Below are 22,396 nucleotides of genomic sequence, written 5' to 3' on the forward strand. Positions count from 1 at the left end.
ATACCGAGGCATATGGCGACTCCCTGGGACCTTACTCAAAGATAGCGAGACAAGGCTGCTCCAGACACTCATGAGAGGAACAGCCTTTTATAGCCACCGGTTAATCGGCAAGCGCCTTGATCACGTCTTCCGGGGAGTGAATGGTTCCGAGCGTTGTCGGACTGCCCCAGCGAACGTGGAATTTATTCTCTTTGACCTGCGCCAGAGAGAGCATTAGATTATTGAATGCAGTCAGATCATCGGTCTCAAAGTACGTGATGAAATCGGTGTCATCCAGGCCAGTTGAGTGGTACAACTTGCGCTTGACGTTCACAAGATAGGCTAGGGTAGGTGTCGTGTGAACTTCCATTTCCTTTAAACGCTCTTCCGGCGACATGTTCCACCATTCCGCGTTTTTCTTGACTGGGATTACGATAACGTAGCGCGGTGCTGGCCCGCTATAAGTGGCAGAACTAAGTCCCGCATTCAGCCCGGGAGACTTGTCTTTGCTGATGTAGTTCAAGGGCTTTGTTACACCGACGAGCGTTTCAAAAACATCGGCATTCTTCCCGACAGTTGTCGAGCGGAATTCGCGCATGAAGGTCTGGGCTTTTGCCAAGTCGTAGGCGTTGATACGGAAGAAAAAGTCAGAATTGGTTTCCAGGCCACGTGTCAGGTAGAGATCAACCAGGACGTTATCCTTATGCTTCTCAATTAGTTTCTTCACCTCTTCTGCTGCACCCTTGCGTTCCGCCACCGGAACCTTGTTCCAATCAGGGCGTAATTTGAACATCGTAAAAACGCCAAAGACCCCTGGTTGGGTCAGGATAGTACCGCGCTCAATTTTCATTGACTGCATGGGTTGCATTGCCTGCTGCGCCGCAACAGGTGACGAAGTCATCACCATCGCTGAGCCGATAACAGCGGCAACGAGGCTCAATTTGAAATTGTGAATTGACAGGTTTGTCATGGATATCCCCTTGTGTGAAATGAATAAATGAAATCTAACAACCTATAAACTTCGGAGTCTGCATACTTGAACCCCTTGTCCGGTCGAATCTATGAATTGAGTTCGAACAGCATCTCTTCTAGGTGAGCGTCTACAAATCGTTCAGCCAGATCTATCAAAGCAACAAAAAACTGGGTTGCTACCTTTGCGTTTACCTCTGCACGCACAAGAGGTAGCCAGACCACCAAGTGGCGCTCCAAAAAGTCTCGTTGAGCCCGTTGGTACGCATTTGGTGATAGGCTTTCCATTTCTGCCTGTGCCTGTTTTGCCGTAAGAAAATGCATAAATTCAAGCTCAGCTGTAAGCGTGTCTTCGAGTTCATTTCCTTGGGCGTCCATCGTTAGTCCAAAATTCCGATAAAAGCCTTTTAGTTCAAGAATCAATCCCGGTCGGTTACTCTGCTGAACATGCACACCCTCATACAAGGCTGCGCTTGGTACCGGCATGTTTGTCTCGAAAGCAGTAAGGAACAATGCTTCGAAATCTTCGAAGGAGCATGTCAACTTAAGGCGAGGTGCGATCTGTTCGCTGAAATATTCGGCCAGACCGGGCATGCAGACCTCTAGTGCCTGATGCATCTCAATCATTAGCCGTCCGTCTGAAAAGCCGGCATGACTTTCGACATCAGGAAATCCCAATCCAATAGCAAGCAGGCTATATACGCGGCTGCGTGCCAATGACTTGTCGATTCTTTCAACAACTGCTTCGTCATTAAGGGTATTCATTTGATTCCTCATTTCTTGATCGGCATCCAGACTGTTCAAACGTCCTCGTGTGCCTTTAATCGCTATTCTGGCTCGGGTGCATCTTCCTGAAGTTTTGCGCGAACAGCAGGCACTGGATCGCCTTTGAATACGCCGCGCAGCTTGAAATGCGTATGAATGGGATTGCCTGCACCTGTTGTCATAACTGACTTCTGAAAATCGAACTGATACTTGGACCCGACGGATGGAGAAAATGGTGTGAACGGTGCCTTCGCGTCATGCTTCGTAGAGCCTTCAAAATTGAGATGGCAACGAGCACATGCCTTTTCCATATCGAAGTTCTGCCCGGCGGTCACAAGTTGTTTCCGCTCGCTGGTTTCGCCTTGGTTCTTGAGCCTGTCGCTGGCTTCCCCATGGAGATTGCGGAACTTTCCACCTGCTCCGTGGCAGGATTCGCAGGTCACGCCCACTAGTGTCTTCATGTCGTCCAGAGAAGCCCCTGAGACAAATCCACCCGGTTCGCCGTAACCTGTTACGTGGCAACCCACGCAGTTTTTGTCCTGCGTGTAGTCCTTTTTGGGATCCAGTTTTGCTTTGGTTTTCGCCTCTGATTTTGCGTTCGGCTTCAGCGAATCGAAGGCTTTCGCATGGGCCGAAGCGCGCCACGTCTCACCCTGGGAGTCGTGACATTTGGTGCATGCGCGAAAACCGAGGTATTCCGCTTGTTGCGCCACGGTCACACCGGGAAGAAAACCAGAAATAAGTAGGGTGGCGAGAGCAAGAATTTTTATCATGGCGAGCAATCTCGATAGAAACGACTGGTAGGAAAAAGCGGCCCGTGCGGCCGCTTCACTGCAACATCAGGTCAAAGGAGAAATCATCATGTCGGCGCTGCGACGACCGATCAACACATCCATTAAATCCGAGGCCAGTCCCTTCATTTTTTTCTCGCGCTCAGTTTGAAGGATCGCCAACACATCACGCACCTGTTTGCCAAACAGACCCTCCAGTTGAGCCAGAGGAATCTTCGGGTCAGTCGACAGTTCCCCATTTGGAAGTTCCATGCGCGGCCCAAGCACAGGAGGGACATAGAACACATTTGGTTCAGTACCAAACTCGGGATGTAAAGGCAGGGCGACCTTATACAAGCGTATTAGTTTATGTACAGAGCTATTGGTGTCGTCAATAAATCCCACGTGCATGGCACGGCCAACACATTGAGCAACGCAGCCGGGGGCCACACCTTGTTCTATCCGCGGGAAGCAGCCAATACATTTATTGGCTTTGTTAGCTACTGGATTGAAGTACGGTTTGGCATATGGGCAGGACTGCACACACGCTTGAGCGCCTTTGCACTTGTCCTGATGAATTACGACTATTCCGTCTTGCTCACGTTTATAGATCGCCTCATTCGGGCATGCTTCTAGGCATGCTGGCTTAGTGCAGTGGTTGCACATACGTGGCAGGTAGAAAAAGGAGTTGTTGGGATACTCTCCAGCCCCCTGGTCTTCATCCCAGTTGGGGGCCGAACGGGGAGTGGGACTAGGACGCACACGCTCCTTCTTGCCTTCGAAAAGACGTCCGGCATAGTCAAACTCAAATGGGATTCCATAGTCGATCATCGGTGGAATCTTGCCCTTTTGCAGTTCGCCATTTTTGTAGCCACCACCCTTGGTCTGCCAATTTCTCGGGTAGCCTAGACCCGGCGTTGTTTCGACATTTCGCCAGTACATGAAGTCTTGACCTGGGCCTGTAGTCCACAATTTCTTGCATGCCACGGTACAGGTCTGGCAACCGATGCACTTGTTCAAGTCGGTAACGTATGTCAATTGGCGCTTAGGCGCCTTCATCACATTAGCCATGGTTTAATTTCCTATTTTCTGGTTCGGGGTTTCTGACTAGAAACTCATGGGCGTTGCGCCGATGTATCTCTTCATGTTCACGCGCACGTCGCGCTGTGTTCCGCCGGGGCCGTAGTAATTGGGACGAAACACAAGGTGGCCATAGTTGCCGACAAGATGGGTTGGCGTGATCCGCACCGGGCATACGCTTTGCGACCCCCCCTCAATGAGGTCCATATACAACTCCGGGGTGTGCCACATGGATACACGTCCTCGCTGCTCACCACTGCGGATCTTGACCCGACAAATGACTTTCCCATGGTCATTCCAGACCTCGACCCAATCGTTGTCCTTGATACCTAGAGTTTTTGCATCGATTGACGAGATATCAATCGATGGTCCCCCGCGCTGCAAACGGAGCATCAACACACTGTCTTTAAATGTTGAGTGAATCGAATGCCTGCTATGAGGGGAATTAAAGCGGAATGGATATTTGTCTGCATCGATGGGCGCCTTATATACCGGCAATTCAACTCCCATATCGAAGAACGTCTCGTGATCCAAATAGAACTGTTGGCGTCCGGTCAGGGTTGGCCATGGCTTTTTATCAACAACAAAATTCTGAAATGGCGTGTAAGGCACACCCTCTTTCATACTTGAGGTCCAGTTCGCTTTGAAGCGTTGCGGCTTTTCACGCAGCATGTCGAGTGTTATGCCCTTTGAATGCGGGGCATTGTCCAGAATGTATTGGGCTGCCGCAGCGTCCTCGGCGAGTTTTCCGTCCATCGTCATCTGGTTCCACAGATTGGAAAGATTGCGTACCCATTTGAACTGCTCGTCATTAAATTTCTGATAGCCCTTCCGATTGGCGGCCATCTCAACCCTCTTCGACAAGGCGAGGAAAATTTGCCAGTCAGTTTTCGATTCCCACATCGGCTTGATCGCCGGCTCGGTCATATTGATAAATGTGTGCTCTTCGGTCACATTGAGATCGAGCTTTTCATACCAGTGAGCCGAAGGCAGAACCACATCAGAATATAGAGCCGTCGAATCCATCCGGATGTTGATGTCGACAACCAGTTCGAGCTTTGGCCACAAATTACGGAGAACGTATTTTTGACCTTTGGCTTGATTCAGCCAATTGCCACGATAGATTATGAAGACCTTTGGATCACGGCCATCACGTGGCAAATTTGGCATCTGGCGGGAGGCAAATGCCTCGCGGAGGTATTTCTCCGTATCGACATCAGAGTTCAAAATCTGATCGTTGACCTCAGCATGGATGTAGGTCCAGATAGTGGTTTGGCAAAAGCGCTGCTTTGCCGGTCCTTCGGGGAAGGCGAGCGCAACGAGCCCAGGAAGGAATGTGGGTTTCCACTGTCCGATGTAGTGATTTAGCCCCCCTCCATTTTTCCCCTCGCTACCTGTCAATGCTGTAAGTAGATGCATTGCGCGCAATAGCACGTCGCTGTAATACCAGTGTTGAGTTCCGCCGCCACAAATGATCATCGATGGTTTGGCGGTGGCATATTCCCGAGCTAGCTCGGTAATAGACTTGGCTGGCACACCAGTTATTTTTGCTGCTTTTTCTGGCGTATTGTCTGCCATGATCCGAGACTTCAGAATTTCAAAAACAGGTCGGACCTCAATACTCTTTCCATCCAGCAATTGAATCTTAAATTTCCCTTCAAGTGCGGGATCAATATCTCCAAGATCGATGTAGCCTTTTGGGAACGTATTGGTATTGCGTCCCATGAATGCCACGGGGGGGGCTTTCTGTTCTGGTTGGTCACCCCAGCACCCCTTCGGAATCACCGGCTTGCCTGTTCTTACATCCCACAAATAGAACTTGTCCTTAGAGCCACCCGCAACCACATCCGCTTCTCGCAGAAAGCGCTTGGTATCGCTTCGCACCAAGTAAGAAAGATCAGTCTGCTCCTTCAGATTGTGGGCGTCATAAAGCTTTTCTTTGATAATTACATGGGCCATGGACAATGCGAGCGCACCATCGGTACCAGGTTGCGGATGGATCCATTTGTCGACTTTGATTGCTGATGAGTTGAAATCTGGTGCGATGCTTACGATCTTCGTGCCGTTGAGTTGCGCTTCGGATAGGAAATGCGCATCAGGAATTCGTGTTTGAGTCGGGTTTGCTCCCCAAAGAATGATGTACTTGGAATTAAACCAGTCTGCGGTTTCCGCTGTATCTCCCTGAACACCGCAGGTTTGAGTCTGACCTGTCGGGTGATCGCCATACCAGTCGAAAAAAGTATGGGTGTGGGCGCCAATGTAATGCGCAAACCTATGCCCTGCCGAGAAGGAGACAGGCGCTACCGCTGGCACCGGGGAGTAAACGCTGATGCAGTCGGGTGCATGGTTCTTGATTGTGTCAACAACCTTGTCCGCAATCATGTCAAGCGCCTCATCCCATGATGCGCGCCGCCACTTGCCTTCGCCGCGTTCGCCAACACGAATCAAGGGATATTTCAGCCGATGAGGGCCATACATGTAGTCGTGGGCACACTCACCTTTGTTGCACCCCCGAGGGTTGTACTCGGGGATGCCCGTCATCGGAGCAATATCCTTTGACTGTTCTTCGCGGATCACCACTCCTTCTTTTGAGTAAACAAAGTGCGGGCATGCGCCTGTGCAGTTGATCAAGTGAGCACCACGGGTTTTCTTGTCCCAAGACCACTGGGCTCGATGAAAGTTTTCCCATCCTGAGTACTCGAAAGCCCCACTAAGATCTGCAGCGGCGGCTAAGGTTCTAAAACTGAGAGAACTTCCCAAGAGCGTAGCGCCAGAGGCTAGCAAGAAGCCTCTTCGTGTCATTTGAACCATTGTCATCTCCTTATCTACTGTTTGACCGAGTGCCGAAACCGTACTTCGCTTGCGCGGCGCTCAGAAACCCCCTGAGATTTGGTATACGGTCGTATGCAACTTCGAAGGGATAACAGCAATGAGCATGCCAATGGTTGGTAGCTCGAAGATCACGTCAAAACCCACATTAAAATGATGGTTTATTGATCTAGGTCAACTAAGCATCTGAAAGGGCATCAAGTTCAAATAAATTCAGGGGGTTCATTTCGTTAAATTTAACGAAATGAGATTTAACGTTTCGTTAAATCCCTTGCCTGCCTGGGCACCCGTTGAAAATGGGCTCTTCGTCGTTTGACGACGATATAAAAAGATGACTGATATCCCTGAAACCGAATGCCTATTTGGGCGCTATGCTATCAACATGCTTGCCATCGGCTGCCATCGTCTTCAACCGCTTCCAGGTGTAGTTGTTAAGCAAGGCGATCCGCGATAGTTGGCTGACGCAGTTCAAGTAGGGCGAAAAATTCAATGATCTTTCTGGTCAGCAGACCATCAAGCGGAGCCTGTGGCTGCTACTCGCCAATCGCCGTACGCACAAGGACTCTGACCAGACACGGCTTGACCAGTTGCTAGTGCAGAGCCAGTCGCTCACGTCGCCAGCGACGAAGAACTTGAGAATTTCGACCAGAAACTCTGCGGAATATGCAAGTCACTCAATCGTCGCTAGGACGATCAGGAGGGCTGAGATTAAATTCATGGATACGTCGCTCAAGCTTAGGACGAGAAATATCAAGAATTTCACAGGCCTGTCCTTTATGCCAACCGGTTCTTTGCAGCACGCGCACGATGTGATTTTTTTCTAACTCCCGAAGTGAAAGAAGGTCTTTCGGCATGGAAGTATCGATCTCTAATGCTGATGCTGGCATTCGTGAGCATTTTATTTCAGGCGGAAGACGGTCAATGGTGAGAGTGTCGCCGCGTTCCATTACCGCAGCTTTCATGAGTACATTGTCAAGTTGCCGAACATTGCCAGGCCATGCGAAGGCATTGAGGCAAGCCATAGCTTCACCAGACACTCTACGTATGTTTTTACGTAGGTCACGATTGATCTTCCGAAGAAGGAAATCGATCAATCTTGGCATGTCTCCTTGCCGTTCTCGCAAAGGCGGTAGGTTGATGGAAGCAACGTTGAGGCGGTAAAAAAGATCTTCGCGAAACTCGCCGGAGGCAACCCTTGCTTGCAAGTCTACGTTTGTTGCCGCTATGAATCTGGCCTTGCTTTTTTTAACTTGTGCACTGCCTACTGGACTATATTCTCGTGCCTCTAGGATACGCAGTAGTTTGCCTTGGATAAGGGGGGTCAACTCGGCGACCTCGTCCAAGAACAACGTCCCCTCCCCTACTTGCTCGACTTTTCCTTTGTGCGCATTGACGGCGCCAGTGAAAGCACCTCGCTCATGGCCGAACAGTTCACTCTCAAGGAGAGAGTCAACCAAAGCGGCACAGTTGACCGCAATAAAAGGCATATCCCGTTCGGCACTTGCGTTGTGTATTGCACGGGCAACCAACTCTTTCCCCGTGCCAGACTCTCCGAGAATCAAGGCCGTCACCCTGCTCTGCGCCACAAGTGCGATGCTTTTGTAGACCTCTTTCATGGCAAATGATTGACCCACAATTTGTGTTGGGCTTACATCTGTCGCTCCAATGATCAGCGGTTCTCCTGTCACATGGTCTGAACGACTGGAAGCAAAGAGAGCTCTATTAACCGCTGCGTCCAATTCCGGGAGGTCGATGGGCTTTGGAACGTAGTCCATAGCCCCGCATTGCATCGCCGCCACCGTCATCTCCATATTATGGAACGCTGTAATCATAATGATCGGTAGTTCTGGCTTTAGCGCTTTGACCTCGCGCAAAAGGTCAAGGCCTCCTTTTGCAGGCAGGCGAATGTCCGAGATGATGGCGTCAATATTGCTTGAAAGAGCGATAGTAATTCCTGCTTCCGCCGTATTAGCCAGCGACACTTGAAAAGCGTTTTTTTGAAAATGAGATTTCAGTGTCTGGCATATCGCCAAGTCATCATCGACAATAAGTATGTGTGCCAATTCACGATCTCCAACCATTTTTACCCCCGACATCCTTCAAACCCTTAAGAGAACACCCATCGGGACGGAGCGTTGCTCGAACCACTGGATGGGTAGAACTAATTTTCTATGGGCTAGATTGATGTATCTCAATTTTCTGTTGCTGCCTTCTTCGCCATGAGTATTACAAAAAAGCTTCTTTTCATCACGCTATTGGTCACCGCACTCTCTGTGGTAATCACTATTGTTCTGACCTGGAGCGCTGCCACCGATGCGCTTCACGGATTAGAGGGCAAGCGCGTAACTGATAGCTTGGAGCGGGAGGCAAGAATACTCCAGAGCACCATCAACATGGTGAAGAGCGATTTATCGATGCTCGCAGATGGAAGTGCGCGATACATGATTGAGGAGAATGCCGAACCTAGTGTTGACGGCCTTCAAAAAGTTGCTGAACAGTTCGACATTATGATGCGGGAACGGCACGCCTATAGACAAGTGAAGATGCTATTGGACTCTGCCACAGGAGCGCATCGCGTACTGGTTAGTTTGCGGAACGATAACGTAGTTCACACCATGGTGGATCCGCCAGTTGCAAATTGGAATTTTGAGTCATTGTTGGCAGAAAAGCAGGGGCTAAGAAATTTCAATGAACAAACCCGAAACCTGAGCGATGAAACAAGTGGAGAAAGGGTGCTGTTTGCCAGCATCCCGGTACGAGGCAAGGATCGCAATGTGATCGGCGCAATTGCTGTGGTTGTTGCCATCGATCAAGTGTTTAGAACACTGGGTAAAACCCATGATGGAATTGCTTACTGGATTGCTGATAGTGCTGGTCAATACCTTTACCAGTCCCGTCCGGAGGCGTCGGGCAGTTCTCCTCAAAAGGCTGCAAATGCAATCCGCGATTTCAAGTTGAGTCATACCTGGGATCACGTTTTGTCTGGGGCTCAGCCTCAGCTAATCATGGAATTTCCCGCGATTACAACGATGTTGGGAATTCGTCGTGCGACTTTGAATGTTGGTGAAGGGAATGAAATTGAGAATGTATTGGTGGTAGGAGGGGTGATATCTCTAGTTGAACTGGAGATCAAAGCCGCTGCGCTTCAAAGGCAACTTGCTATTGCGGTTGCGAGCATCGGACTCCTGATGGTATTGACGCTGTTTGTCTCTACAGGTCGGCTCCTGAGGCCCATTGATGTTCTAACCAAGGCGGCTAACCGCATTGCCTCAGGTGACCAGAATATTGTGATCCCGACGAACAACAATGATGAAATCGGGACGCTCAGTCGGGCAATGATGCGGATGGCCGAACAATTGCGCCTAGCCGGAAAAAACTCCGAGCAAAGCGCCATGGGACAAATGGCCTCAATGATTGCTCATGACCTACGTAACGCGCTGTCATCGGTAAAAATGAATCTGCAGATACTCGACGAACACCATCGCAAGGAGGGAGATATGCAAATAGAAAATTGTGAGATCGCCCTCGGGCAGGTTCGTTACATGGAGACAATTCTGAATGACATGCTGACTTATGCGCGCCCAGGTACTGCAGAATTCGACTGGGTAGATCTGGGAGATACGCTCAGGGCAGCGTCGGTATCCCTCTTGCCAGAAATAACGCGGAAATCCGTAGAAGTCCGTATGGAAGGGGAAGAAAAACTGCCCACGATCATGGCTGACCGAAATAAATTATTACAGCTGTTTCAGAATGTACTCGGGAACGCTATTTATGCCGTACCTGAGTGGGGGCTCATAATAATTCGGACTCGCTGCCTCCTACATGAATCACAGCCATCTGTAGAAATACGCTTTGAAGATGATGGTCCGGGTATTTCCCCCCAAATTGCTGACAAGGTATTTGATCCTTTCTTCACTACTAGCTCCAGAGGAACTGGATTGGGACTGGCAATAGTGCAGCGTATCGTCGCTCAACACGGAGGGCAGGTATATCTGGATTCGGAACGAGACCACGGAACTACAGTTGTTGTCGTTCTCCCCCTAACCCAAGAAGGGCCGGATGACTCCCCCGAAAGTGCAGAACTTAGCTAAATTCACCACCTTGGGCGACATGGGTTGTTGACTTATCCAATTACAGGAGAATAGGTATTTGGTTAATTTCTTCCCGATCGCGCAGTTTGCTTATCAGCACTAGCACGCACGATCTACCTGATACTTCAGCCATTCGCATACTAATCTGAACGTAAAAGAGATGTCCGTCCTTGTGCTTGGCCATCCATTCGAAAACGGGTGATTCTCCTTGATTAACCCGCTCAAGCCATTTGGAAAGCACGTCTCGCGTAAATGGAGTCGTGTCTGAACTTAAATCGACAATGGTGAGGTGTCTAATTTCTTGACGACCATAACCGAACATTTCAGTAACCTTGACATTGCCTTCCAGGATCATGCCATTGCTGAAGTCGTGGAGAACGATTCCATCGTTCACTCCATCGAAGATGGCCTGAAAACGAGACTGTCCTGCTCTAATTTCTCGCTCCTGGAAATTTCTTTCGGTGATGTCGCGCGCTATGCCAAAGACACCGATTACCCTTCCTTCCTGATCGCGCAATGGACCTCGGGTTGTAAGAAAAGTACGACGACCTCCTGTTGTCGGCAATGATTCCTCGGCACTCTCGATGAGCCCGTTTTGCATGGTTTTCTGATCGTCGCTCCTGATTCTTTGAGCATCTTCGGAGGGGAAGACTTCGCGATCATCTCGCCCCAATAATTCTTGCCGACTCTTACCCAGAAAACGGCAAAGCTCACGATTAAGTAAGAGATAGCGCCCATCGAAATCTTTTGCATATATCGCATCACTTGAGCCTTCGGCAATCGCTTCAAGCAACTGCAAAGCTTGAAGTTTTTCCACCTGATCCTTACGCTGGATTGCAGCGTGTCGAAGTTCGTCACGCTGACGTATGAAAATAGTGGCTACTGCGGCTACGATCAATGCCAGGATGTCAGCCAAGGCAATCCAGCCGGCATCGCGCTTTGCCCCGGCATAGAGTTCGCCTTTATCGAGTTTTGCAACGAGAAACCAAGGGGTTCCGGGAATGGCTTTCACAACGCCCAATACAGGAATGTCTCGGTAGTCCATACCTTCAACTGCCTGATCTGGAAGTGCATCTCCGCGAAGAACTTGAGATGCCAGCAAATTTTTTTCATCCACGGGAACCTGCAAGCGCACAGATGTATCCGAACGGTGTCGCAACTCATTCAGAAACAAAACGTTGTTACCCTCACGGCGAAATAACAGCGTTTCAGCACTCGCACTTGGTATGGGCCAGGACTGGATAAATGGAAATAAAAACCGATTGGGGTCGGTACGTATCACCACCGTCAGTTCTTGTTTAATGCTCCCCGAGCGTAACGGCACCACGAAATCCAGATGCACTCGCCCCAGTTTTCCTTCTTCGTCTCGATAGATATCCGTATTCAACAACTGTCCTGTTGTGTGTGCTTCTTTCACTGCTGCCTGCACAGCAGGAAGTTTGGTCAATATTTCAGAATTTGCACTAGTCGAGTATTGATCACCATCGATCCCGAGCAAAACAACCTCAATATAATCTTTAGATGTCTTATAAGAGTGGAGTCGCTCTATAAGACGGCGTCGGGCTAAAGTTGACTCGGACTGTCTCCAATCCAGATACAAATTGACCAGAGAATCGTCGCTGAGAATCATTTTGGCATCCGCATCACGTTCCGTAAGCCAAGCTAAAATTTGACCGACCTTGAGATCGGCAATAGCTTGCAGACGTTCAATCTCACTATTCCTTTGTTTCGCAGTCATTTGAGCCACTAGCACAAAACCCGCGAGCAAAATTACTCCGGCCAAGACCGCAAAAACAAGAACTAGCGAGCCTGTTCCTGGCTCACTGATGCCATTCCATGAGGCTCGATTTTCAATACGCACTCGTGGCTTTGAAATCAAATAAATAGTGCACGCGGTGGCAAAAATAAACGCAACACCTTTCCAAGTGCCTATCCACGAGAAAACAAGCAAATCCGGAGTCATTGCGAGAAGGACTTGATCTGAAAAGATAGTCCAACTGATTCCAATCAGGGCATATATTCCGGCAATTTGCAGGGCGGGCCGATCTATTTTCATATTCTATTTTCTGTGTTCAATCAAAACCGAACAACATAGATTGGAATTTTGGCTTCACAAGTTAAATTCATGCTAGCCGCACCTCAGACCAAAAAATAACCTGCATCCGCCGGAGAAACAACCGAAAGAATTTGAAGTGGCTCGTTGGTGTTATTGAGGACACCGTGCACCTGCCCTAAGTGCGCCACCACAATTTGTCCACAGGCTATTGGCGTGGTCGCTTTTCCCTCGTCGAATGAATATTCTCCGCTACCAGAAATAACAATCCATGTGTCCTGTCCGTCAGGATGAACGTGAGGTCGAATGCGCTGCCCCGGAAGCAGGTGCCACATAACAACGACAGCGTCAGCGGATTCGGTAATGATCGATCGCTTAGGTTCTTCATCCATCGTGGGTTGCACAAAATCAGAAGATTGAAAGATGCGTTTAAGGGGCACGTTAGATTCCTTTAACAAAGTAGCAAATTTTGGAGGGTTTCGTCGGACGGTAACGTAAGTATCACGTTTAAATCGGAATCCATTGCTTCTAAAAGGCTACCAGCGCAGCAATGAATTTCCCACCCAAACTCCAGCACCTGCCGGAATTAGCATCCCCAACAAGTACCAGAAACCAATGAACGGCGCGCCCATTTCCGGGCAATGCAGGCAATAAACGACGGCTGCAACGGAGCCGGAAAGCAAGCCGGCGGCGAAACCGGCCAGCCGCGGCCGAGTCGGTGCTAGGTCCTTCATGATGTGCAGCACGGTGGCGAACACCGGCACCGAGAGCACGGCGATCAATAACGGGCAGGATTTCCAGGTATCGCCATAGAAAAGCTTAGCGCGCTCGGTCGGCTCGACCTCGATCAGCGCGTAGGCAGCAATGGCCCAGATTGCAAGGACAGGGAGCCCGAGCACAACCGGTATCCACCTGATTTCCGCGCCCGGCCGCGACAGGCGGAGCGCCGCGAACAGGCTCCCAGCGGCAAGCCAGGCGACAAATCCGATCTTGGCCCAAAACATCGGCAGCAACACTGCCTGGCCGAGATCATGGCGGACCTGCAAGAGCGCGAACATCAGTACGGCGGCGCCCGCTGCGCCCCAGCCGATGGCCATCGCGTAGCGTTGCGCGGCAGCGGGTGTCTCGATGGCACCGGCCCCGGTGGCCAACATGGTGATCAGGTCTTCCGTCTTCATAGTGCACCTCGTATCTTGGCGGCGAGGGCTTTCAAGCCGCGATGGACGCCAACCTTGATGGCCGATTCCGACATCCCGATCAGATCAGCCGCCTCCTTGACTGACAAGCCTTCCAGCTTGGTGTGCACAATCGGCAGGCGGAGCTGATCGGGCAAGTCGGCCAACAGTTTGTTCAAATCCCGACGCGCCTCGGCGGCATCCGAATCGGCGGTGGTGAAGAGTTCCATTTCCTCATCCAGTGGATCGTTCAACAGGTCATACGCCGCCCGCCGCCGGAGCAGATCAACCAGCTTGTAGCGGGCGATGGCCTGCACCCATGCCGACAAAGGCTGAGCGGAGTCGTAGGTATGGCGCTGGTTATGCACGGCAAGGAGCGATTCCTGCACGAGATCCTCGATTTCATCTGGCAAGCGGACAAGGCGTCGTCGCAAGAAGGCGCGCAGATGCGCACTCAGTTCTGTCAAAAACACCTGATAGGCGGCGTTATCGCCGGCAAGACTTCGTACCAGAAGATCCTTTAGGCGATCTTCCCTGGCACGAAACCCAGCTTCTCTATCAATTCGTAGCATCGACGCCTTTGGTTACAGCAATTGAAAAAAATACTTGCCGCTGTCGTGGGGGAAACAAATTTTGCCTGAGCTTGTAACCATTCGCCATCTTCGGCCGAACTACCTTTCAGACACGATATCAAACGGACAAAACCGTTGAAAGGGTTGCTATGGCCAACAACACGACGCTCATCCACCCGCTCTGGGTGCGCATCACCCATTGGGTCAATGCGATCGCGGTCGTCATTATGGTCATGAGCGGCTGGCGCATCTATAACGCCTCACCCGTCTTCCCCTTCGTCATTCCCGGGCAGATTACCTTGGGTGGATGGCTGGGTGGCGCGATTCAGTGGCATTTCGCGGCAATGTGGCTACTGGTCGGCAATGGCCTGATCTACCTGGCGTGCAATGTCGTCAGCGGACGCCTGTGGCACAAGTTCTTCCCGTGGTCGCCCCGCGCCTTCCTGGCCGATGTGCTGGCCGCCTTCAAGGGCAAGCTGTCGCACGCCGATCTGAGTCACTACAACATGGTGCAACGCGCCGCCTATCTATTCGTGATGGTCGATTCGGTCCTACTTGTACTGACCGGCCTCGTGCTCTGGAAATCGGTGCAGTTCCCCATGCTGCGCGAACTGCTCGGCGGCTACGAAGCGGCGCGGCGCGAGCATTTCCTGGCCATGGCAGCGCTGGTGGCCTTCGCCGGCATTCATCTTCTCATGGTGGCGCTGGTTCCCCGCACGCTGCTGGCCATGATCCGCGGCCGTTAAGGAGTAACAGACATGATCAAGAAACCTTCCCGGCAGCTTTCGATTGATGGCGACCTTGTACTCAAGGACGCGATGAAGGATATCGCTCGTCACCTCGACCAGCCGACACGTCGCGCATTTCTACAGCGATCCTTGAGCCTCGGCGGACTGTCGCTGCTCAGCGGTTGCGCCATGGTCGATGAAAGCGGTGTCGAGAACGCCCTGATGACCGTCTCCCGCTTCAACGACAGGGTCCAGGCCTGGCTGTTCGACCCGAAACGTCTGGCTCCGACCTATCCGGATTCGATGATCACTCGCCCCTTTCCCTTCAACGCCTACTACGGCGAGGACGAGATCCGGGAAGTGGAGGAGGAAAGCTACCGCCTGGAAGTGACCGGCATGGTGGCCGACAAACATGCCTGGACTCTCGCCGAGTTGCGTGCCATGCCGCAGACCGACCAGATTACTCGACATATTTGCGTCGAGGGCTGGAGTGCCATCGGCAAATGGGGCGGCGTGCCGTTCGCCAGTTTCCTGCGCAAGGTCGGTGCCGATCTGAGCGCCAAGTATGTCGGCTTCAAATGCGCCGATGACTACTACACCAGCATCGACATGCCGACAGCCCTGCATCCGCAAACCCTGCTGACGCTGACTTACGACAGCCAGCCGCTACCGCCGCGTTACGGCTTCCCGATGAAGCTGCGCATGCCGACCAAGCTCGGCTACAAGAACCCGAAACACATCCAGGCCATTTTTGTCACCAACACCTACCCCGGGGGCTATTGGGAAGACCAGGGGTACAACTGGTTCGGCGGCAGTTGAGCAATACCGCACAACTGTCCTGAATACCCGGCATTTCTGCCGCTCACTTACCAACCACAACGGAGTCCACCATGAAAACGATCACTTCCAGCATTTTCGCCGCCTGTTTGATGCTTGTCGGCAGTTCCGCTTTTGCCGACGACATGATGAAGAAAGATGCAATGAGCAACGACGGCATGGCCAAGGATGGCATGAAGAAAGAAACGATGTCCAAGGACCATATGGCCAAGGACGGTATGAAAAAAGATGCGATGACCAAGGATGGGATGAAGAAGGACGCCATGAAGAAAGATGGCATGGCGAAGGACCCAATGGCCAAAGACGCCATGGGCAAGGACGAAATGAAGAAATAAATGCGTGAAGTTGGGGCCTGTACCGCATTCCCGCTCATTATTTGCGGCAGGCTCCAATTACTTTGAAAACCAACTACGTTCTGAGCGACTACCAGCCAGAGAGCCGGCCCCAGTATTTCGTAATGTTCGTCCACATTTCAAGCTATCCCCGTCGTGGTGGAAAACCCGTGGTAGGCGAAGCACTTTCCTTCGAAGTAACCTTGAATGCGGACCAGAAGAAAAAGGCGGTGAATGTTCAGCGGCCTGGGCAACAGCACGAAAACTCCGCATCGCCACGCCGACAAAATTCGCTAGTGCGTCGAGGTGGTTCGTTCGTAGGGACTGTGGCCTGCATAGCTTTCATTGGTGTGCTCATCTTTTTCAGGCTACCAAGCGCTGATGCCCCGATTCAATGGGACAACTTCACCGTCCACTGCGGCAGAGATGTCCGGAGAGTATTTTTGCGACAGCCGACGCTATTGCCGCCAGATGACGTCGTGCGAGGAAGCCACTTACTTTCTACGGTACAGCCCAGGAACAGAGATGGGAGGTGACGGAGGTAGAGTGCCTTGCGAGTCGCAGTGGTGCTCAGCCCGTTTTCCAAGTAGGCAGCCAAGAGGTCACTCCCGCTCCTAGATTTTTCTCTCATGGCAGAAGGCAGAAGTCGGCCCTTGGATTCAACCGGTCGATGCAACGGTTTGGTGAAATCGTTCAGCGGGTGTTGCGTAGTCTAGTGTTTTCCTGGGTCGCTCCAGCATGACGCGATAGTTCACCCGGCGCATGCGCCACTCCCCAAGCGACAGCATCAATCGCCCCTTGCGTATGGCAAGAACATTACCCCTCAAGCTTTTCCGCAAATGCTATTGCCATTACCTATCCATTCTAAATAGACTGCCCCTTGCTCTGACCAGGCTGGCGCGCCGGATCGCTCACGAAGGTTTCCGTCTCCAGTGTCTGATGCTCCCATCCCAACAGGGCCAACCGGAGAACAGGATCATGAGTCACGTGACGCTCACCGATGTCGAATGGATCAACCTGAATGTGCTTGCCGTCATTCGCGCCGGTCTACAACATGATCGGGCTTCAACCTGTTGCAAATTCGCACTCGACACAAAACTGGCCGATTACCTCAAGGGCTTAAGCCTCGATGAACTGTGGTCCCTGGTGCTCCATGTCGGCGACACGACCCTGTTCCCGCCGCGTGCCGATCTGGCGACACTGCTAAGTGCGCCGCGAGCCCTGGCAGGCCCCATGGCCATCATTCATCCCCCCATACCAATGAAAATCCGGCGCTAGGAAGACCAGGCATGCCGACCCGAGGTGACCGGCACTTGCACGCGATGCAACAAGCAAAGCAACTGGCTGCACTCGGCGCCCGCTTGAAAACGATTCACATCATGACCGGCATGCCACCGCGCCAGGTGCAAAGTCTTTTCTTCCCCGACGCACACACGATTCCCCGTGGTCGAGCCCCGGACTCGGCCGAGTGGTACCACGGCGCCAACCTCATATTGCGCACCGATGCCTGCCTCATTGGCGCCAAGTACCACCAATTGCGCAGCCATGGCCTCACCGCCGCGGAAGCCTTGATCCTGGCGTATCGTGCCTATCAGTCGGTCACCCAACCGCCTTACCGGATCAGCCTGGACCGGGCCTTCAACCTTATCTCCTACGTCGACGGCATCTGGTTGGCCAGTGCACCAACGCTGACCATCCTGACTTGTCCGGGTTGCGGCTGCGAGTTCATCGCGGCAGTCGGCACCATCATCCACCCCGGCGAGGCCTGCCCCTTCTGTAAACTGCTTGAGCGCTTTCACGTCGACCACCGTATCCAGGCATCTTATCCGGCCCGCCCAGCCATCGACATGACCGCGCGCCAACTGGGCATGCTCGCTCTCTTTCACAAGCTAAGCCCCTGTGCCGAAGGCGATAACCCCGCTGAATAAGCGCCGTTTTGCCGCGACAGACAAAGTCGTTGACCGAAGAATGGGGCGCTTGACCTCCCGTGCGAACAGCGCTGTGCAGCCATGGCCGTAACACCAACTCCCGTCAGTCCCTACCCCGCCTCCGACCCGGGCTTTGCCGCCCTGTCGGTCGATGAACTGCTGGCCAGCGAAGCGGACCTGATCGCGCGCATCAAGCTATGCTACGGCACCGACCGGGAGTGCTTCGAGCGCGAAGTACTGACGCTGGTCCGGCGTTATGCCGCCTGCGTGCACCTGCTGCCGGCGACCGCCGACAACTACTTCAGCAAGCCGGGCGGGCTCCTTCGGCTTGGTCTGGAAACCGCCTTTTTCAGTCTGCAAGGGACCGACGCCCATATCTTTTCGGGACGGATGAGCATCTCGGCACGCCGCCAACTGGAACCGCGCTGGCGCCATGCGACATTCATTGCTGGCCTGTGCTGTGAATTGCATCGTTTGATGAGCCATGTGATCGTCACCGATACCGTCGGCGAGGCGTGGCCGGTTTTCCTGATGCCGCTGGCCGACTGGTTGGCCGCCCATCGCGCCGAGCGCTATTTCCTGCGCTGGCGACCGCAGGCGATCGAGGCCCGCGGCCTGGGCCTGTTCGCGCTTCCACAGGTCGTAGCTCCGGCCGTCATGGCCGATCTTTCCGAAGGCAACAGCATTATCGTGCCGCATCTGCTGGCCAGTATCAGCGGCATCCCGGTCTATCGTGAGCACAACATTCTCGACGAACTCGTCCGCCGCTCGCTGGCCTTGGTCATCGACCGCAACCTCGCGGCCAGCGCCGACCGCTACGGGTCGCCGCAGTACGGCTCCCACTTGGAGCGCTATCTGGTCGACGCCTTGCGGCGGCTCGCCAGCAGGAATCCGGCCTGGACCCCCAATCGGGAGAAGTCGCGCCTGTGGCTAGGCCAGGACGGACTCTTCCTGGTCTGGCCCGGCGGCGCCGAGGATGTCTGTCAGTTGCTCGAATCCGACCAGTTAGCGGGCATTCCAAAGGCGCCGGAAACCATGTTGGAACTCCTGCTGGCGGCCGGCGTCTTCGAAGCGGCCGGCGCTGACCGCTCAACTTGGTCCATCCTCCCGCCGGGCAGCAAGGCGCCACTGGAAGCCGCCAAGTTCTCGGCCTCAGCCATCGTCCTCTCCGGGATCGATCCGCCACCGGAAATCTTGCCGCAAGCACTGGAATTCAAACCGCCACCGGCGCCTGCTTCGGCTGGACCGCCAACACCCCAACCCGCCCCAATGCCCGCACCGGAAAATCCCCAGTTACCGCTGATTCCCTCGCCCGGCGGCGATGACGCCAATCCAGCGCCGGTTGAAGAAGGCTTCAACTCATCCTCGCAGGCGTCTACGCAGAGCACGTTCGCCTTGCAAGCCCCCCTGCGCCTAAATCCCCTGGTGCGGGACGCCTTGGCGAATGCCGTTCGGACGCTGAACGAAGGCATGGGGTCGCCCATCGTGTGTACCGTCGCCGAAGGGCTGTTCGTGCCGCTCGATGAATTCGTGCGCCGCGGTGTTCAACCGTCCCTAGCCATGCGCGCCCTCAGCGAGACCAGCATGTTGGTGAAGCAAGCCCCCGACGGTCCACCGACACACTCCCGCGAGTTCAACGGCCACCAGACCATCGGCATCGTACTCGACCCGCGCTACGTGAGCGGACTCGATCCGGCCGCCTTTGCCGCTTCAACCGAAGAGAACAACTGAGATGCTGGTCCGCCGCTACGAGATGCCTTGGCGCCGGGCCTACGAAGCCTATGCCGCCATCGCCTGGGGGCTGGCACTCCTCTATTTCGTGGTAATCGGCGTCACCGGAACCCTTCCGCGACAGTTGGCACTGCCACTCTCTATAGCCTGTTTCGCCATGGGCGTATGGCGGGTGGCCCAGGCGCTGCACATATTGATCCTGCGCGCCGCCCTATGCGGACGCGCTGTTGAGGTCATCGGCACCGACGCTCTTGCCCTCTACTGCCCCGAGCCGGCCTCGGTGTTCCTGGGCTTCGGCTTCGAATGGCAGCCCGTGCATTCGCAGCGACTCTATGAACTGGCCAAGATCGACTACCGGGAGTTCGCGCTGTCGCCGCGCTGGCTGCAGTTGCTCGGTTACGGCCCCAAGCCCCAGCCGGACGCCGAGATCGGCCTGCCCTACATCCACGGTGTCGAGCCACAGGAAGTCCCCTTGTACCGGCCGCTGCAGAACTTCGAGGGCGGCACGCTGCTGGTCGGCACCACCCAGTCCGGCAAGGGCGTCGCCTTGGCCAACCTGATCACCCAGGCGATCCGGCGCGGCGATGTCGTGATTGTCATCGACCCGAAGAACAGCCGTCGGCTGAAGCGTGTGGTCGAGCGCGCCTGCGCAGACTACCGGGATCAGGACACCTTCCTGGAATTCCACCCGGCTTTCCCGGAGCGCGGCGTACGGCTGGATTTCACCTTCAACTGGCAGAAACCCACCGAAATCGCCTCGCGCATCCAGTCCATCATGCCGCCTGACACGGCGGGCGCCTTCTCGGCCTTCGGCTGGGACGCGGTCAACGTCGTGGTGCAAGGCCTGGTCGAAATCGAAGAGCGGCCCAACCTGATGAAACTCACCAAGTACATCGAGGGCGGCATCGAACCGGTGCTGGAAGGATCGCTGCGCCGCTACTACGACCAGACCCTGGGCGCCGGCTGGCACGATCTGCCGGCGATGAAAAAGCTGCTCAACGATGCTCAGCGTGGCAACCTGAAGCGGCCGTCGGAAGCGGCCAGCGCCGACTTGATGGCTTTCGTCGCCTACTACGAGCACCACATCGCCCAAAACCAGCGCAACAAGGTGATTGACGCGCAGGTGCGCACCTTCCGCCATAACCGGGAGCACTACCAGAAGATCACTGCCAACGTGCTACCCATCCTGTCAATGCTGACCTCGGGAGACCTGGGGCGCAGCCTCTCGCCAGACCCGTTCGATGCCGACGACACCCGTCCGATCATGAATTTCGAGAAGATCGAACGCGCCGGCCATGTGCTCTACATGTGCCTGGATTCCCTGCCCGATCCGTCGGTCGCCTCGGCCATTGGCGCCCTGGCCCTGGCCGACCAGGCGGCTCGGGCCGGCATGCGCTACAACTTGGGCATTTACCGGCGCATTGCGCTGTTCGTCGATGAAGTGGCCAATGTCATCAACCAGCCGTTGATCGAGATTCTCAACAAGGGCGCCGAGGGCGGTATCTTCACGACCTGCGCCATGCAGACCCTGGCCGACCTGGCCAAGCGGCTGGGGAGCGAGGATGCAGCCCGCATGGCCTTGGGCAACCTCAACAACCTGATCGCCCTGCGCACCAAGGACCGGCCGACCCAGGACTTCGTCGTCGAAACCTTCGGCAAGACCGCGATTCATACGGTGCGGGTAGGTCTGAGTCATGGCTCAGATGCCCATCTGGGGGACTTCTCATCGAGTTACTCGACTCAACTCTCCGAAAGTTTTGAGGAGATGGTCCCTGCCGATATCTTGGGCAAATTGCCCAATCTCCAGTACTTCGCCTCGGTTTCCGGCGGCCGGATCATCAAGGGGCGGTTTCCGATCATCGATCCCGATGCGGATACGCCACAAACGCCCACGAAGGTGGCCGCATGATCCGCGCAGTGGCCATACTATCGCTGCTCATTCTGTTGATTCTGGTGCTGTACGTACCCTCGGCCCATCCGCCAGAACGATTCCTTGCACTGTTGCGCGACGAACATCGGATAGCTGTTGAGTACTGGAGTCCACAGCCCGCCGAGCGTATGCTGGATCGGGCTGTGCGGATGCAGGAAGCGACCGCCAATGTCACCCCAATCCCTGCTACAAAGGATGCGCCTTCGACATCTGCGGTGAATGGCGCAGTGTTGCTTGAAATGACCTCGGTCAACCAACGGCTCTTCAACAACCCCTACTTCCGCTCCGTCGATGCGCTGCTCTTGCTCGCAAGCTATCGCTTGTCGACCTTGCTCGAATGGCTACCCCTATTGACCGCATTCGTTATGGCGGCGATTGCCGATGGCTGGTTCGCACGGTTCATCAAGGCCAAAGAGTTCCGGCAGCACGATCCGGAGATGTTTGCGTTGTATGCCAGCCTCGGCATTGCCGTACTCTGCGCAACCGTCATTGGCTTTGTATTGCCGATGAGGCTGCATCCGCTACTGCTGCCCTGCGCGCCACTGGTGGTTGGTGTGCTGGTCAGCCGGGCACTGGGGTGTTTTCATCTACGCGGATGACGAATCGCCCGCGAATGGGCTGTCAACA

At 53.9% G+C, this 22,396-nt stretch carries 19 protein-coding genes; 9 read left to right on the top strand and 10 right to left on the bottom strand.

What is annotated here, in order from left to right:
- Positions 1 to 100: 100 nt before the first annotated feature.
- The 6 genes from DARO_RS13235 to DARO_RS13260 form a co-directional block, all read right to left on the bottom strand.
- Entirely contained in the window at positions 101 to 949 is an 849-nt protein-coding gene (locus DARO_RS13235; RefSeq protein ID WP_011288310.1) for a chlorite dismutase family protein, read from the bottom strand.
- Positions 950 to 1,038: 89 nt separating this feature from the next.
- Positions 1,039 to 1,713, bottom strand: coding sequence for a molecular chaperone TorD family protein (locus DARO_RS13240; protein WP_049758697.1), 675 nt, complete (start codon positions 1,711 to 1,713; stop codon positions 1,039 to 1,041).
- A gap of 62 nt (positions 1,714 to 1,775) precedes the next feature.
- Positions 1,776 to 2,486 carry a cytochrome c family protein gene (locus DARO_RS13245; RefSeq protein WP_011288312.1) on the bottom strand — a complete coding sequence of 237 codons (711 nt, stop codon included), beginning with the start codon at positions 2,484 to 2,486 and terminating at the stop codon, positions 1,776 to 1,778.
- 66 nt (positions 2,487 to 2,552) lie between these two features.
- A complete protein-coding gene (locus DARO_RS13250; protein WP_011288313.1) occupies positions 2,553 to 3,554 on the bottom strand; it encodes a 4Fe-4S dicluster domain-containing protein in 1,002 nt (333 codons plus the stop codon).
- 36 nt (positions 3,555 to 3,590) lie between these two features.
- A complete protein-coding gene (locus DARO_RS13255) occupies positions 3,591 to 6,374 on the bottom strand; it encodes a molybdopterin-dependent oxidoreductase (protein WP_011288314.1) in 2,784 nt (927 codons plus the stop codon).
- A gap of 692 nt (positions 6,375 to 7,066) precedes the next feature.
- Entirely contained in the window at positions 7,067 to 8,473 is a 1,407-nt protein-coding gene (locus DARO_RS13260) for a sigma-54-dependent transcriptional regulator (protein WP_011288315.1), read from the bottom strand.
- Positions 8,474 to 8,611: 138 nt separating this feature from the next.
- Here DARO_RS13260 and DARO_RS13265 point away from each other — a divergent pair, with 138 nt between their 5' ends.
- On the top strand, positions 8,612 to 10,483 hold the full coding sequence (locus tag DARO_RS13265) for an ATP-binding protein (RefSeq protein ID WP_011288316.1): 1,872 nt from the start codon (positions 8,612 to 8,614) through the stop codon (positions 10,481 to 10,483).
- Between the two features lie 40 nt (positions 10,484 to 10,523).
- On the opposite strand, the gene DARO_RS13270 is transcribed toward DARO_RS13265, so the two are convergent.
- The 4 genes from DARO_RS13270 to DARO_RS13280 all read right to left on the bottom strand — a co-directional run bounded on the left by DARO_RS13270 (position 10,524) and on the right by DARO_RS13280 (position 14,283).
- Entirely contained in the window at positions 10,524 to 12,539 is a 2,016-nt protein-coding gene (locus DARO_RS13270; RefSeq protein WP_011288317.1) for a PAS domain S-box protein, read from the bottom strand.
- A gap of 83 nt (positions 12,540 to 12,622) precedes the next feature.
- Entirely contained in the window at positions 12,623 to 12,976 is a 354-nt protein-coding gene (locus DARO_RS22380) for a cupin domain-containing protein (RefSeq protein ID WP_198134040.1), read from the bottom strand.
- A 96-nt stretch (positions 12,977 to 13,072) separates the two neighbouring features.
- On the bottom strand, positions 13,073 to 13,714 hold the full coding sequence (locus DARO_RS13275) for a DUF1109 domain-containing protein (RefSeq protein ID WP_011288319.1): 642 nt from the start codon (positions 13,712 to 13,714) through the stop codon (positions 13,073 to 13,075).
- Entirely contained in the window at positions 13,711 to 14,283 is a 573-nt protein-coding gene (locus DARO_RS13280; protein ID WP_011288320.1) for a sigma-70 family RNA polymerase sigma factor, read from the bottom strand. Before DARO_RS13280 ends, DARO_RS13275 begins: the two co-directional genes overlap by 4 nt.
- Before the next feature lie 149 nt (positions 14,284 to 14,432).
- Between DARO_RS13280 and DARO_RS13285 the strand changes: the two genes are divergently transcribed.
- The 8 genes from DARO_RS13285 to DARO_RS13320 all read left to right on the top strand — a co-directional run bounded on the left by DARO_RS13285 (position 14,433) and on the right by DARO_RS13320 (position 22,368).
- Positions 14,433 to 15,029, top strand: a complete 597-nt coding sequence (locus DARO_RS13285) for a cytochrome b/b6 domain-containing protein (RefSeq protein WP_011288321.1) — start codon at positions 14,433 to 14,435, stop codon at positions 15,027 to 15,029.
- 12 nt (positions 15,030 to 15,041) lie between these two features.
- Positions 15,042 to 15,830 carry a molybdopterin-dependent oxidoreductase gene (locus DARO_RS13290; RefSeq protein WP_011288322.1) on the top strand — a complete coding sequence of 263 codons (789 nt, stop codon included), beginning with the start codon at positions 15,042 to 15,044 and terminating at the stop codon, positions 15,828 to 15,830.
- Positions 15,831 to 15,901: 71 nt separating this feature from the next.
- Positions 15,902 to 16,183 carry a pentapeptide MXKDX repeat protein gene (locus tag DARO_RS13295; protein WP_011288323.1) on the top strand — a complete coding sequence of 94 codons (282 nt, stop codon included), beginning with the start codon at positions 15,902 to 15,904 and terminating at the stop codon, positions 16,181 to 16,183.
- A 975-nt stretch (positions 16,184 to 17,158) separates the two neighbouring features.
- Positions 17,159 to 17,458, top strand: coding sequence for a hypothetical protein (locus tag DARO_RS13300; RefSeq protein WP_011288324.1), 300 nt, complete (start codon positions 17,159 to 17,161; stop codon positions 17,456 to 17,458).
- Positions 17,459 to 17,469: 11 nt separating this feature from the next.
- Positions 17,470 to 18,108 carry a FlhC family transcriptional regulator gene (locus DARO_RS13305; protein WP_011288325.1) on the top strand — a complete coding sequence of 213 codons (639 nt, stop codon included), beginning with the start codon at positions 17,470 to 17,472 and terminating at the stop codon, positions 18,106 to 18,108.
- 81 nt (positions 18,109 to 18,189) lie between these two features.
- Positions 18,190 to 19,839 carry a MobH family relaxase gene (gene mobH / locus DARO_RS13310; protein WP_011288326.1) on the top strand — a complete coding sequence of 550 codons (1,650 nt, stop codon included), beginning with the start codon at positions 18,190 to 18,192 and terminating at the stop codon, positions 19,837 to 19,839.
- A 1-nt stretch (position 19,840) separates the two neighbouring features.
- Entirely contained in the window at positions 19,841 to 21,748 is a 1,908-nt protein-coding gene (gene traD / locus DARO_RS13315) for a conjugative transfer system coupling protein TraD (RefSeq protein ID WP_011288327.1), read from the top strand.
- Positions 21,745 to 22,368: a DUF4400 domain-containing protein gene (locus DARO_RS13320; protein WP_011288328.1), complete on the top strand. Its 624-nt coding sequence runs from the start codon at positions 21,745 to 21,747 to the stop codon at positions 22,366 to 22,368. The genes traD and DARO_RS13320 overlap by 4 nt, the downstream gene beginning before the upstream one ends.
- Positions 22,369 to 22,396 lie beyond the last annotated feature (28 nt).

The sequence above is a fragment of the Dechloromonas aromatica RCB genome, assembly GCF_000012425.1.